Origin of the sequence: Microbacterium sp., assembly GCF_035277845.1 — a bacterium.
Classification (GTDB): domain Bacteria; phylum Actinomycetota; class Actinomycetes; order Actinomycetales; family Microbacteriaceae; genus Microbacterium.
Window position 1 is genome coordinate 1 of record NZ_DATEJS010000116.1, and the last position, 12,669, is coordinate 12,669.

The following is a 12,669-nucleotide window of genomic DNA, read 5'->3' on the forward strand; positions in this document are numbered from 1 at the left end:
AGCCCGAAGGGCACCACCGAGCGCGCGATCGCCGTGCTGCAGGATGCCCACCTGGACGCCGTGTTCGCGGAGGCGACCGATGCCGCCCTCGCCCGGGCCCGCGAGCTCGCCGCAGAATCCGGTCGCTGAGCGAGGCTCCTCCTCCCGCCGGTCGTCGAGCGAGGCTCCTCCCTCCCGCCCGGTCGTTGAGCGAGGCTCCTCCCTCCCGCCCGGTCGTTGAGCGAGGCTCCTCCCTCCCGCCCGGTCGTTGAGCGAGCGAAGCGAGACGAAACGGAGTCGGCGCGGGGGAGATGCGTTTCGTCTCGCTCGCTGGCGCTCGCTCGCTCAACGACCGGAGGGGCGGGGTGGCGCTCGCTCGCTCAACGACCGGAGGGGTGGGGTGGCGCTCGGTCGGCCGACGACCGGGGGCGAGGTCAGCGCGGCAGGGAGGCGAAGCGGTCGACGTCGCGGTTGGTGCCGGAGACCACGATGATGTCGTGGTCGGTGACGATCGTGCCGGCCTCGGCGTAGTGGAACGGCTTACCCGGCGACTTCACGCCGACCACCGTGACGTTGTACTTCGAGCGCACGCCCGATTCCGACAGCGCAGCGTCGCGGATGAACTTCGGCGGGTAGAGCTTGGCGAGCACGTAGTCGTCGTCGAAGCGGATGAAGTCCAGCATCCGCTCACTGACGAGGTGCGCGACGCGCTCGCCGGCCTCGCGCTCGGGGAAGATGACGTGGCTCGCGCCGACCCGCTCCAGGATCTTCGCCTGTGCGGGGGTCATCGCCTTGGCCCAGATCTGGGGCACGCCGAGGTCGACGAGGTTCGCGGTGATGAGCACCGACGCCTCGATCGACGAGCCGACCGCCACGATGGCGACCGAGAAGTCCTGCGCGCCGATCTGCTTGAGGGCGTCGATGTCGCGGGCGTCCGTCTGCACGGCGTGGGTGACGATGTCCGCCCACTTCTGCACGCGGTCCATGCTGTCGTCGATGGCCAGCACATCGCGGCCGAGGCGGGTGAGCTCCTCCGCGCACGCGGAGCCGAACCGGCCGAGTCCGAGCACGAGGACGGGCGCGTCGTGGCGCAGCTCTTCAACCAACGATCGGCCTTTCCACGGGCAGTTCGAACAGCCGCTTGCGGGAGGTCGCCGCGACCGCCGCGGCGAGTGTCACTGTACCAACGCGCCCCATCACCATGGTCGCGGCGAGTACGTACTTGGCGGGGTCGTCGAGCTCGGCGGTGACCCCCGTCGAGAGCCCGACGGTGCCGAACGCGGAGATCACGTCGAACAGCACATCCTCGACCGGCAGCTGCGTCAGCTGGGCGATGGTGACGGTCGACACCGCGACGATCGTGGCGCCCCACGCGACGACCGAGAGGGCGACGCGCAGCACGTCGCTCGGGATGCGGCGGCCGAACGCGTGCACCGAGCTGCGCCCGCGGGCCTCGGAGACGACGGCGAGGGCGAGCACCGCGAGGGTGGTCACCTTGATGCCGCCGGCGGTGGACGCCGAGCCGCCGCCCACGAACATCAGCATCGAGCCGACGACGAGCGACGACCCGTGCAGCTGGCCGACGTCGAAGGTGGAGAATCCGCCGGAGCGGGTCATCGCAGACAGGAAGAACGACTGGAACACCGTGTCCGCCGCGCCCTCGCCGCCGAGGGTCTTCGGGTTGGACGCCTCCAGCAGCAGCAAGACGAGCCCGCCGAGCACGAACAGCAGCACCGTCGTGATGAGCGTGAGCTTGGTGTGCAGGCTCCACCGGCGCACGTGCCACCGGAAGATCATGAGGTTGCGGATCACCGGGAACCCGATCGACCCGAGGAACACGCCCAGCATGATGAGCATCAGGAAGTAATAGTCGTGGGTGAAGGGCGCGAGACCCTCGCTGTTCGGGGTGAAGCCCGTGTTCGTGAACGCCATCGCCGCGTAGTACGGCGCCTCCCACAGTGCGACGAGCGGCTCGACCCCGCCGGCGAGCAGCGCCGGGTACAGCAGCACGGCGAGGGCCGCCTCGATGATGAGGGTCGACAGGGCGACGGTGGCAAGCAGGGCGCCGACCTCGCCGAGGTGCACGGTCTGGCTCTCGTTGACGGGCCCGGCGTGGGCGCGCATCGGATTCGAGTCGCTCGCCGCGATGAGCCGGGCGCGCAGCCCGAGGCGCTTCGAGATGACGAGGCCGAGGATGGAGGCCATCGTCAGCACGCCCAGGGCGCCGATGTTCACCCCGAGATAGATGAGCACGTGACCGAACGGCGACCAGTGCGCGCCCATGTCGACGGTGGCGAGGCCGGTGACGCAGATGGTCGACACCGCGGTGAAGAGCGCGTCCGCGAAGTCGGTCGCGACGTGATCGGCGGACGCTGCGGGCGTCGCCAGCAGTGCCGTGAAGATCGCGATCAGGGTCATGAAGACGATCACCGCGAAGCGGGACGGGGATGCCGTCGTCATCCGCCGCAGCCAGTCGCGGACGGAGGCGAATCCGGCGGTGACGGGGGATTCGCCGCGGTGCAGGTGCGACCCGCCGCGCTGCGGCATCCTCGCATCGCCCCCGTTCTGCGCCACCCCGTCATGCTAGCCCGGCCCCGGGGAGCCGACGATGCACCGGAGCGGGCGCCCGGCTAACCTGTCCTCATGGCGGATATCTTCGACGTGATCGCGGACGGCACGCGTCGCGACATCCTGCGCCTGCTGCTCGATCGCAGTTCTGCTCACCCCAGCGGTTCGAGCGTCTCGCAGATCGTCGGCGAGCTGGGGGTCAGTCAGCCGACCGTGTCGAAGCACCTGCGCGTGCTGCGGGATGCCGGATTGGTGGCCGTGCGCGAGGAGGGCCAGCACCGGTACTACTCGCTGTCCACCCACCCTCTCGATGAGATCGACGCCTGGCTGGTGCCGTTCCTCGAGACCGACGATGAGACGCTCGCCGCCGCCGCGACCGGGGCCCTGCCCGAGCAGGCCGTGCACGCCGCGGACGTCGTCGGGCGTGCTGCGGCATCCGCGAAGCACGCACTCGACAGCGTGCTGCGCAACCTGCCGGGCCGGCCCTGACGCCGGCATCCGCCTGCACGGCGCGATCCGCCGTGCCACCTCGACGAATCACAGGAGTCACGCGGGTTTACACAGGTCCCGCTGACACCATAGAGTGTGCTCAATCGACTGGGGAGAAGGACCGAATGTCAGAATTCGCCGACGTGCGCTTCCTGACCGTTGCCGAAGTCGCCGCGCTGATGCGCGTGTCGAAGATGACGGTCTACCGCATGGTGCATGGGGGAGAGCTCCCCGCCGTCCGCTTCGGACGCAGCTACCGCGTACCCGAGTCCGCTGTCACCGAGGCACTGCAACGTCCGGTCAGCGACGTCGGCTAGACTGTTCCGAGGCATTTTTTCCGTTTTGCCCGATCCCGGACGCGATCGCCGCGTCCAGACCCCGACTTAGTGAGGTTTTCCGTGGGTTCTGTCATCAAGAAGCGCCGCAAGCGCATGGCGAAGAAGAAGCACCGCAAGCTGCTTCGCAAGACTCGCCACCAGCGCCGCAACAAGAAGTAAGCGGCACCGACACCGAGCGCCTGTCCTCCCGGACGGGCGCTTCGTGTTTGCCGTCGCATCCCGTCCCGATCAGGAGGATCCATGAAGTCGATCACCGTCCATCAGCTGCGCGAGCGCGAGGACGTCCCGCTCATCGACGTGCGCGAGGCCGACGAGTTCGCTGCCGGGCACGTGCCGGGCGCCGTCAACCTGCCGATGTCGGTCATCGGCGGGCGGCTCGACGAGCTGCCCGACGGGGCGTTCGACGTGATCTGCCAGGTCGGCGGCCGCTCCGCCCGCGTCGTGCAGGCGCTCGAGGCGCGCGGCTACGACGCCACGAACGTCGACGGCGGTACCGGCGAATGGGCCGCCGTCGGGTTCCCGATCGAGTTCTGAGCGCGATGACGACGCTGACGATCATCGGCAAGCCCGACTGCCACCTGTGCGACGTCGCGCACGAGATCGTCGACCAGGTGCTCGCCGACCTGCCGGAGGAGCGCGCGGACGAGATCCAGGTGGTGGAGGCATCCATCCTCGACGACCGCGCGCTCTACGAGCAGTGGTGGGAGAAGATCCCGGTGGTGCTCATCGACGGGCAGCTGCACGCGCACTGGCGGCTGGATGCCGCGCGTCTGCGCAGCGCCCTCGCCGGCTGACCCGGCCCGGGTCAGGGACGCACGTTCTCCGGGTGGAGACGGCCAGGGCCTCCTCGGGGCTGCTCGGCGAGCTGGGCGAGGATGCCGCAGGGGTCGAACCGGTCGGCGAGCTGCCGACCATGCACTGACGATGCGCCGCCGTGTCGGATTCAGCACGATCATCCCGAATCAGCAAGGATCCGCATGGATTGTGCTGAATCGGGGCGATCCGACTGAATCGGCGGATGCCGCACGGAACGACGAAGCCCGCCGCCCTCGAGGCGCGGCGGGCTTCGCGGCATCCGGAGCCTACGGGGCGAGGCGGGTGGGCCCCCGGAACAGGTACGTCACCTCGCGGATCGAGGACTCGCCGAGCAGCAGCATCAGCAGGCGTGCGAGGCCCATGCCGAAGCCGCCGTGCGGGGGCACGCCGTAGCGGAAGAAGTCGAGGTAGTGCTCGAGGCCCGCGGGGTCCAGGCCCTTCTCGACTGCCTGCTCCTCGAGCACTTCGACGCGGTGCTCGCGCTGCGCTCCGGTGGTGATCTCCGTGCCGCGGTAGATCAGGTCGTAGCTGTTCGTCATCCCCGTCTCGGGGTTGCGCATGTGGTAGAACGGCCGGATCTCGGGGTGGTAGTCGGTGACGAACACGAAGTCGTGGTCGTACGTCTCCTTGACGTGGGCCGCGATCTGGCGCTCGCCCTCGGGGTCGAGGTCGCCGTCGGTGCGGGGGATCTGGTAGCCGCGGGCCTCCACGATGCGGTGCGCCTCGGCGAGCGGGATGCGCGGGAACGGCAGCGTCGGCACGGTGACCTCGAGCCCGAAGAGCTCCTCGATCTCGTCGCCGTGCTTGTCCTTGACGGCCTGGAAGGCGGCCTGCAGCAGCTCCTCCTGCATCGTCGCGACGTCTTCGTGCGAGTCGATCCAGCTGATCTCGGCGTCGATCGACGTGAACTCGGTCGCGTGGCGCGACGTGAACGAGGGGTCGGCGCGGAAGGCGTCGGCGATCTCGAACACCTTGCCGAAGCCGGCGGCCTGGGCCATCTGCTTGAAGTGCTGCGGGCTCTGCGCGAGGTAGGCGGTCTGGTCGCCGAAGTACTCGAGCTGGAAGAGCTCGGCGCGCGACTCGGACGGGCTCGACATGAGCTTCGGGGTGTGGATCTCGATGTAGTCGCGGTCGATCCAGTACGTGCGCATCGCGTGCTCGAGAGTCGTCTGGATGCGGAAGATCAGGTTGTTGCGGCGCGTGCGCAGGTCGATGAAGCGCCAGTCCATGCGCTTGTCCATGCTCGAGTCGGCCGCGATGGGCGTCTCGGGGAGGGATGCCCCGGCCACCTGCAGGTCGCCGATCTTGATCTCGACGCCGCCGAGCTTGACCCGCTCGTCGTGCTTGAGAGCGCCCGTGACGGTCAGGAACGTGCCGTGCGCGAGGTTCGAGATCACGTCGGTGAGGGCGAGGGCGGCGGCATCCTGCTCGGATCCGTCCTCGGCGGGACGCGTGGCCGGGTTGACCAGCTGCACGGCGCCGGTCTCGTCGCGGAGGATGACGAACTGCACCTTCTTCTGATCGCGGACGGTTTCGACCCATCCCGAAACGGAGACGGGGCCGTCTTCACGGGCCTTCAGCTGGCTGACCAGGACGCGTTCACTCACGAGGGTCGAGTCTACCGGGGGCGTAGCCTGCGACCATGCCCCACGACATCCCCACCGATGACACCTGGTCGGGCGACGTGCTCGCGGACCGGTTCCTCGATGCGTACGACACCGCCAAGGGATACGTGCGCACCGCGGTGATGCACCGGCAGCTGATGGAGCACCTGCCACCCGCACCGGCGACCGTGCTCGACGTCGGCGGGGGAGCGGGCACCCAGTCGTTCCCGCTGGCGGCCGCCGGCCACGAGGTCACCCTGCTCGATTCGTCGCCCGCGATGCTGGACCGCGCGCGGGAGCGGCTCGCGCGCCTTCCGGATGCCGCCGCGGGCCGGGTCACGCTGCTCGAGGCGGACGGGACGGATGCCGCGGCATCCGTCGACGGCCGCACCTTCGACGCCGTGCTGTGCCACGGCGTGCTCGGCTACCTGGACGACCCCGCGGCGATGGTCGACCAGCTGTGCCGGTGCACGGCGCCCGGCGGCATCGTGTCGATCATGACCGGCAATGCCCGCGCGTCGGCGGTGCAGCCCGCGCTGGAACAGCGCTGGGCCGATGCGCTGGCCGCGTTCGACGAGCGCGAGGGCGTCGGCGTGCTGGGCGTGCGCGGCCGCGCGGACACCGTGGCGGAGCTCGGCGAGCTGCTGCGTGCGGGCGGCGTCGAGCCCCTCGACTGGTACGGCGTGTGGCTGTTCGCGGACTGGCTCGAGTTCGGCGGCACGACGGTCGACGTGTCGGACCCGGAGCGGCTGCGGGCGATGGCGGAGGTGGAGTTCGAGGCCGCGCGCCGCGACCCGTACCGGCAGCTGAGCCGCGTCTTCCACCTGCTCGGCCGCAAGGGCTGAGCGGCCCCGCCCGGCCGGACTGGGAGCCCGGTGGGACGTTGTACAGGGGAATTCGGCCGGATCGGCCCCGGCCGGCCGGGGCCGTGACGATCCGCCCTGGGGAACGTCCCGGAACCGGGCCGGCCGCGCGCGTCGCGCGGGCCCGGGGCCGACGGTGGCTGTCAGGAGGACCACAGAACCTCGCCACGTACACTGGACACCGTGCCCGCCGACCGCCTTCATCTCGTGCGCCATGGGGAAGTCCACAATCCCGACGGCGTGCTCTACGGGCGGCTCCCGAACTACCGGCTGAGCGACCAGGGCCGGCAGATGGCCCGGCAGGCGGCGGAGTACGTGCTCGCCTTCGACCGCCCCGTGCAGCACATCGTCTGCTCTCCGCTGCAGCGCGCGCAGGAGTCGGCGGCCCCGTTCGCCGACATCTTCGGCATCGAACCGCTCGTCGACGAGCGGGTCATCGAGCCGACCAACGTGTTCGAGGGCAAGGTCATGCGCAAGGCGCTGGCCAACCCGTTGAACTGGCGCCATCTCGTGCGCCCGGCGGTGCCCAGCTGGGGCGAGCCGTACGCGGACGTCGTCGACCGCATGGATGCGGCGATGACGGATGCCTGGCAGCAGACACCGTCCGGCGACGCCGTCATCGTGTCGCACCAGCTGCCGATCTGGGTCACGCACCTCGCGATCGCGGGCCTGCCGACCAAGCACAATCCGACGCACCGGCGCTGTGCGCTGTCGAGCGTCACGAGTTTCGAACGACACGGGGACCAGTGGACCGAGATCGGCTACGCCGAACCGGCATCCGCCGAGGGCACCGTCGATGTGGGGGCGGTATGACCATCCGAAAGTCCGTCGTGCGGGCGGCATCCGTGCTCGCCGCCGTGGCGCTCGCCGGGAGCCTGGCGGCCTGCTCGAACGACTCCCTCGCGAACCAGTACCGCGCGGGGGACAACAAGGGCTACATCGCCGGCGACTTCGCCGTGAAGGAGTACACCCCGAAGGACCGCCCCGCCGCCGTGGACTTCACGGGCACCCTCGCCGACGGCAAGAAGGTGAGCGCGTCCGACTACACCGGCAAGGTCACGGTCGTGAACTTCTGGTACGCGAACTGCGCGCCCTGCCGGCAGGAGGCGCCCCAGCTCGAGAAGTCGTACAAGGAGTTCGCCGGGCAGCCCGTCGCGTTCCTCGGCGTGAACACGTACGACCAGGCTGCGACCGCCGAGTCGTTCGCGGCCGACCACGGCGTCACCTACCCGAGCATCATCGACGCGGACACCAAGTCGGCGACGGCTGCATTCGCGGGCATCATCCCGCTGAGCTCGACCCCGTCGACGGTGGTGCTCGACAAGCAGGGCCGCCCGGCCGCGCGCATCATCGGCGAGCTGCCGGATGCCTCGATCCTCTCCACCCTCATCCAGGACGCCCTGGACGGCAGGTCGTGACCGGAGTCGTCGCCGCGGGCGCGCTCTGGCTCGCGGTGCCGATCGCGGTCCTTGCGGGGCTCGTGTCGTTCCTGTCGCCGTGCGTGCTGCCGCTCGTTCCCGGGTATCTCGGCTTCATCGGCGGCGCGGTCTCGGGCCGCACCGGGCGCAGCACCGGTCGCCCGGCCCGCAGCCGGCTGGTGCTCGGCGTGCTGCTGTTCATCGCCGGCTTCACCGTCGTGTTCATGGCGGTGAACATCTTCGGCGGCACCGTGGGCCTCTTCTTCGTGCGCGAGAAGGTGCTCATCACCCGCATCATGGGCGCGGTCGTGATCTTCCTCGGCCTCGTGTTCATCGGCCTGTTCAGCTTCGCGCAGCGCAACGTGCGCCCGCAGGTGCGCAGCAGCCTCGGCCTGTTCGGGGCTCCGCTCCTGGGCCTCGCCCTCGGCGTCGGCTGGGCGCCGTGCATCGGACCGACCCTGAGCGTCATCCTCAGCATGTCGATGGAGTCCGGCTCGGCCTGGCGCGGCGCGATCCTGGGACTCGCATACTCGCTGGGACTCGGCATCCCGTTCCTGCTCATCGCGCTCGGCTTCGGCTGGGCCACCCGTTCGGTGGCGTTCCTGCGCCGGCACATCCGGGCGGTCAACCTCATCGGCGGAGGGATGCTGGTGATCCTCGGCATTCTCATGGTCACCGGCCTGTGGACGCAGGTCACCTCGGACCTCGTGGGGGTGATCCAGGGTGTCACGCCGGCCATCTGACGGTTCCGTGCGGGAGCGGGCGGAGGCCGTCGATCCGCTCCGCCCCGCCGACGCGATCGACGGCACGGATGCCACCGACGCCGAGCGCGCCGACGGCATCACGTCGCCGCGGCTCGGTCCGATCGGCTGGCTGCGCTGGGGATGGCGGCAGCTGACCAGCATGCGCACCGCCCTCGTGCTGCTGCTGCTGCTCGCGATCGCCGCGGTGCCGGGATCGATCGTGCCGCAGCGCAGCGCCGACCCGAACGGCGTCTCGCAGTACTTCAGCTCCAACCCGACGCTGGCGCCGATCCTCGACAAGTTCCAGCTGTTCGACGTGTACTCGTCGGCCTGGTTCTCGGCGATCTACATCCTGCTGTTCGTGTCGCTCATCGGCTGCATCATCCCCCGCACGAAGCACCACTTCACCGCGCTGCGGGCGCGCCCGCCGCGCACTCCGGCCCGCCTCGCGCGCCTGGAGGACCACCGCGAGACCGTCGTCGAACTGGCGCCGGACGCGGATGCCGACGCGGCGGCGACGCGCGCCATCGACCTCGCCGGCGAGCAGCTGCGCAAGAGCGGCTACCGGATCGAACGGTACGACGCCCGGGGTGCGGCCTCCGTGTCGGCGGAGCGCGGCTACCTGCGCGAGACCGGCAACCTCATCTTCCACGCCGCGCTCGTCGGCGTGCTCGTCGCGGTCGGACTCGGCGGTGGATTCTCGTACACCGGCCAGCGGGTCATCGTCGAGGGCACCACGTTCGTCAACTCCGTCGGCACCGACTACTCGTCGTTCAACCCCGGCAGGTTCGTCGACCCCGACTCGCTGACGCCGTACACGCTCAAGCTCGACAAGTTCGACGTCACGTACGTGCCCTTCGGGGACGCGGATGCCGGTCAGGCCGGCGACTTCGCCGCGCACCTGACCACCCGGATGCCCGGCCAGGCCGCGAGCACGGGCACCGTGCGCGTGAACCACCCGCTGCAGATCGCGGGCGACGACGTGTACCTCCTCGGCAACGGCTACGCGCCGACGATCACGGTGCGAAACGCCAAGGGCGACGTGGTGTTCCACGACACGATCCCGTTCCTGCCGCAGGATGCCAACATGACCTCGATCGGCGTGGTGAAGGTCGCGGACGGACTGCCGGAGCAGCTCGGATTCGTCGGGTTCCTCTATCCGACGCAGGTGAAGCTCACCACCGGCGCGTTCAGCTCCGCGTACCCGAACCTGCTGAACCCGGTGCTCACCCTCAACGTCTACGGCGGCGACCTCGGCATCAACAACGGCATCCCGAAGTCGGTCTACGCACTCGACCCGACGAGCATGACCCAGCTGACCGGCGGGACGACCGGCGTGAAGTCCATCGAGCTGAGCCCGGGGCAGACGACGGCCCTGCCGAAGGGGTACGGCACCATCACGTTCGAGAACGACGCGCCGAAGGGTTCCACCGGCCAGGCCGAGTCCGTCAAGCGATTCGTGTCGCTGTCCATCCACCACGACGCGGCCGGGCCCTGGGCCCTCGGCTTCGCGGTGTGCGCGATCGCCGGGCTGCTGCTGGCGCTGTTCGTGCCCCGCCGCCGCATGTGGGTCAAGGCCACTCGGGCCGACGGCGGCCTGCGGCTCGAATACGCCGCGCTGGCCCGCGGCGAGGACCCGACCCTGAAGGCCGCGGTCGACGCCCTGGCGGCCAAGCACGGCGAGGTGCTGGCGGCCGCGGGCGTGGCATCCGTCCCCGGCTCGACGGCCGATCGGGCCGCACAGGCCCCGAGCGTAGACTGAGCGCCATGCCCTCGCTTGAACAGCTCTCGGTGCTGCTTGTCTGGACGGCGGTCGCGATCTACGCGCTCGCGTTCATCGCGTACAGCTGGGACCTCGCGTCCCGCTCGGCGAAGTCGCTCGACTCGAAGGATGCCGCCAAGGTGCGCGAGCTCGTCGGTGCCGGCGTGGCATCCGCCGCCGTCGCATCGGCCGACGACCTCCGCCGCGAGCAGGACCGCGCCGAGGCCGCGCTGAAGGCCACGCCGGCGGAGCGATCGCGCCCCGTCTTCGCGCGCATCGGCACGGCGCTCACGTGGCTGGGCTTCCTGTTCCAGGTGGGCGGCGACGTCACCCGCGGCATCGCCGCCGGACGCGTGCCGTGGGCGGACATGTACGAGTTCGCCCTCACCGGCACCATGCTGATGATCGGCGTGTACCTCATCGTGCTGTTCCGGTACGACCTGCGCTTCCTCGGCGCGTTCATCACCGGGCTCGTGGTGCTGCTGCTCGGCCTGTCGGTGATGAACTTCTACGTTCCGATCACGCCGCTGATGGACCCGCTGAAGTCCCCGTGGCTCGTCATCCACGTGTTCATGGCGTCGCTCGCGACGGCGATCTTCGCGCTCGCCTTCGGCCTGTCGGTCATGCAGCTGCTGCAGCAGCGCCGCGAGCACAAGATCCTGCAGGCGCAGCTGGCCGGGCCGGACGACGCACCCGTCACTGTGGGCTGGGGGTTCCTGCGCAACCTGCCGAGCTCGGACACCCTCGAGTCGCTGTCATACCGCTTCGCGATCATCGGCTTCATCTTCTGGAGCTTCACCCTCATCGCGGGTTCCATCTGGGCCAACTACGCGTGGGGCCGCTTCTGGGGCTTCGACACCAAAGAGGTGTGGACCTTCATCATCTGGGTGGTGTACGCGGGCTACATCCACGCGCGCGCGACGCGCGGCTGGCGCGGCACCCGCTCGGCCTGGCTGTCGATCATCGGCTTCGCCGCGGTGATGTTCAACTTCACGATCGTGAACCTGTTCTTCAAGGGCCTGCACGTCTACAGCGGCCTGACGACCTCGGGCTGAGACGCCGGCCGCACCGGATCCGGTCGGGCGGTCGGGGCGCGAGGCGAAACGTGCGCCGGGATCACACCGGTGCCGGGGCGGCGCGCAGCGCCTTCGCGGTCGTCGTGCGGCGGCGGGCGACGGCGATCCATGTGCCGCCGAACGCGACGGCGGCCCAGATCAGGATGCCGGCCACGTCGGCGCCGACACCGGATCCGTTGAGCACGCCCAGCAGCGCCCGGGAGACGGGAGCGGTCGGCATGAAGGATGCCACCGAGGCCAGCACCCCGGGAACGGTCGAGATGATCCCGGTCGCGAGGGCGAGCACCCCGACGAGGGCGGAGATCCAGCGCCCCGTGCCGCCGAAGACGGCCACGAGCGCCTGATTCACCGCGGCGAACGCGATGCCCGCGACGACGCACAGGCCGGCGAACGGCCACCAGGTCGCGGCGTCGTACCGGGCGGCGATCTCGGCGACGCCGGCGACGAGCAGACCCTGTGCGGCGCCGAGGCCGGCGGCCGGAAGCAGCGAGCGCAGCGCCAGCGCACCGGACGAACGACGTGAGGCCAGCACGCGTCGTGTCACCGCCTGCAGGGCGATGAACGAGGCGAGCGCCCCGAACCACAGCGCGATGGTCGACAGCAGCGGGATCGCGGATGCCCCGAACAGCGTCGACGACACGCCCTGCGCGGTGACCGGGTCGGCGAGCACGTTCGCGACGTCGCTCGACTGCGACCTGCTCATCGCCGGGATGGCGTCGGATGCCTGATGCAGGCCGCCGGCGAGGGTGCCGGCACCGGTGGCGAGCTGCTGCACGCCGTCGGCGAGCTTCTTGGTGCCGTCTCCGTACGTTCCGATGCCGCTCGCGAGCGACGAGGCGCCGGTGGACAGCGAGTTCGCCGCGGAGGCGGTCCCGTCGATGCCTCCCGCCAGCTGTCCGAGCCCACCGGACAGCTGCGTCGCCCCCGCGCCGAGCTTGTCCGCCCCGGCGGCGATCGCGTCGAGCCGGCCGGCGATCTGCGCCGTGGCCCGGGTGTCGAGCTGCGTCAGGCCG

Annotated in this window: 15 protein-coding genes and 1 pseudogene; 12 read left to right on the plus strand and 4 right to left on the minus strand. The window is 70.3% G+C overall.

All coding sequences use genetic code 11. From position 1 onward, the window contains the following. Positions 1-129: pyrroline-5-carboxylate reductase dimerization domain-containing protein (locus VJR25_RS04820; RefSeq protein WP_324113108.1), on the plus strand; the 129-nt coding region annotated here is incomplete at its 5' end. A gap of 284 nt (positions 130-413) precedes the next feature. Here VJR25_RS04820 and VJR25_RS04825 read toward each other — a convergent pair. Together VJR25_RS04825 and VJR25_RS04830 are read right to left on the minus strand one after the other, a co-directional pair. After that, entirely contained in the window at positions 414-1,085 is a 672-nt protein-coding gene (locus VJR25_RS04825) for a TrkA family potassium uptake protein (protein ID WP_324113081.1), read from the minus strand. Further along, positions 1,078-2,439 (minus strand): TrkH family potassium uptake protein, encoded by a 1,362-nt coding sequence (locus VJR25_RS04830; protein WP_324113110.1) that lies wholly within the window; start codon positions 2,437-2,439, stop codon positions 1,078-1,080. Before VJR25_RS04830 ends, VJR25_RS04825 begins: the two co-directional genes overlap by 8 nt. 183 nt (positions 2,440-2,622) lie before the next feature. Between VJR25_RS04830 and VJR25_RS04835 the strand changes: the two genes are divergently transcribed. The 5 genes from VJR25_RS04835 to VJR25_RS04855 all read left to right on the plus strand — a co-directional run bounded on the left by VJR25_RS04835 (position 2,623) and on the right by VJR25_RS04855 (position 4,168). Next, entirely contained in the window at positions 2,623-3,036 is a 414-nt protein-coding gene (locus tag VJR25_RS04835) for a metalloregulator ArsR/SmtB family transcription factor (protein WP_324113083.1), read from the plus strand. A gap of 125 nt (positions 3,037-3,161) precedes the next feature. Further along, positions 3,162-3,353 (plus strand): helix-turn-helix domain-containing protein, encoded by a 192-nt coding sequence (locus VJR25_RS04840; protein ID WP_324113086.1) that lies wholly within the window; start codon positions 3,162-3,164, stop codon positions 3,351-3,353. 81 nt (positions 3,354-3,434) lie between these two features. Beyond that, positions 3,435-3,533 carry a 30S ribosomal protein bS22 gene (locus VJR25_RS04845; RefSeq protein ID WP_003792170.1) on the plus strand — a complete coding sequence of 33 codons (99 nt, stop codon included), beginning with the start codon at positions 3,435-3,437 and terminating at the stop codon, positions 3,531-3,533. 81 nt (positions 3,534-3,614) lie between these two features. Further along, a complete protein-coding gene (locus VJR25_RS04850; protein ID WP_324113089.1) occupies positions 3,615-3,908 on the plus strand; it encodes a rhodanese-like domain-containing protein in 294 nt (97 codons plus the stop codon). Between the two features lie 5 nt (positions 3,909-3,913). Further along, entirely contained in the window at positions 3,914-4,168 is a 255-nt protein-coding gene (locus VJR25_RS04855) for a glutaredoxin family protein (protein WP_324113091.1), read from the plus strand. 288 nt (positions 4,169-4,456) lie between these two features. On the opposite strand, the gene aspS is transcribed toward VJR25_RS04855, so the two are convergent. Beyond that, positions 4,457-5,797: an aspartate--tRNA(Asn) ligase gene (gene aspS / locus VJR25_RS04860; protein ID WP_324113093.1), complete on the minus strand. Its 1,341-nt coding sequence runs from the start codon at positions 5,795-5,797 to the stop codon at positions 4,457-4,459. 35 nt (positions 5,798-5,832) lie between these two features. On the opposite strand from aspS, the gene VJR25_RS04865 reads away from it, so the two are divergent. From VJR25_RS04865 to ccsB, 6 genes are all read left to right on the plus strand, one after another. Next, positions 5,833-6,639 (plus strand): class I SAM-dependent methyltransferase, encoded by an 807-nt coding sequence (locus VJR25_RS04865; protein ID WP_324113095.1) that lies wholly within the window; start codon positions 5,833-5,835, stop codon positions 6,637-6,639. Positions 6,640-6,840: 201 nt separating this feature from the next. Continuing rightward, the gene (locus tag VJR25_RS04870; protein ID WP_324113097.1) at positions 6,841-7,470 is read left to right on the plus strand and encodes a histidine phosphatase family protein; all 630 of its coding nucleotides are present in this window, start codon (positions 6,841-6,843) and stop codon (positions 7,468-7,470) included. Then, positions 7,467-8,075: a TlpA disulfide reductase family protein gene (locus tag VJR25_RS04875; protein ID WP_324113099.1), complete on the plus strand. Its 609-nt coding sequence runs from the start codon at positions 7,467-7,469 to the stop codon at positions 8,073-8,075. Before VJR25_RS04870 ends, VJR25_RS04875 begins: the two co-directional genes overlap by 4 nt. Next, positions 8,072-8,818, plus strand: coding sequence for a cytochrome c biogenesis CcdA family protein (locus VJR25_RS04880; RefSeq protein ID WP_324113102.1), 747 nt, complete (start codon positions 8,072-8,074; stop codon positions 8,816-8,818). The genes VJR25_RS04875 and VJR25_RS04880 overlap by 4 nt, the downstream gene beginning before the upstream one ends. Positions 8,819-8,825: 7 nt before the next feature. After that, the gene (gene resB / locus VJR25_RS04885; protein WP_324113104.1) at positions 8,826-10,580 is read left to right on the plus strand and encodes a cytochrome c biogenesis protein ResB; all 1,755 of its coding nucleotides are present in this window, start codon (positions 8,826-8,828) and stop codon (positions 10,578-10,580) included. A 5-nt stretch (positions 10,581-10,585) separates the two neighbouring features. Then, positions 10,586-11,635 carry a c-type cytochrome biogenesis protein CcsB gene (gene ccsB / locus VJR25_RS04890; protein ID WP_324113106.1) on the plus strand — a complete coding sequence of 350 codons (1,050 nt, stop codon included), beginning with the start codon at positions 10,586-10,588 and terminating at the stop codon, positions 11,633-11,635. Positions 11,636-11,696: 61 nt separating this feature from the next. On the opposite strand, the pseudogene VJR25_RS04895 reads toward ccsB, so the two are convergent. Continuing rightward, positions 11,697-12,669, minus strand: a pseudogene (locus VJR25_RS04895) (hypothetical protein); the annotation flags it as partial.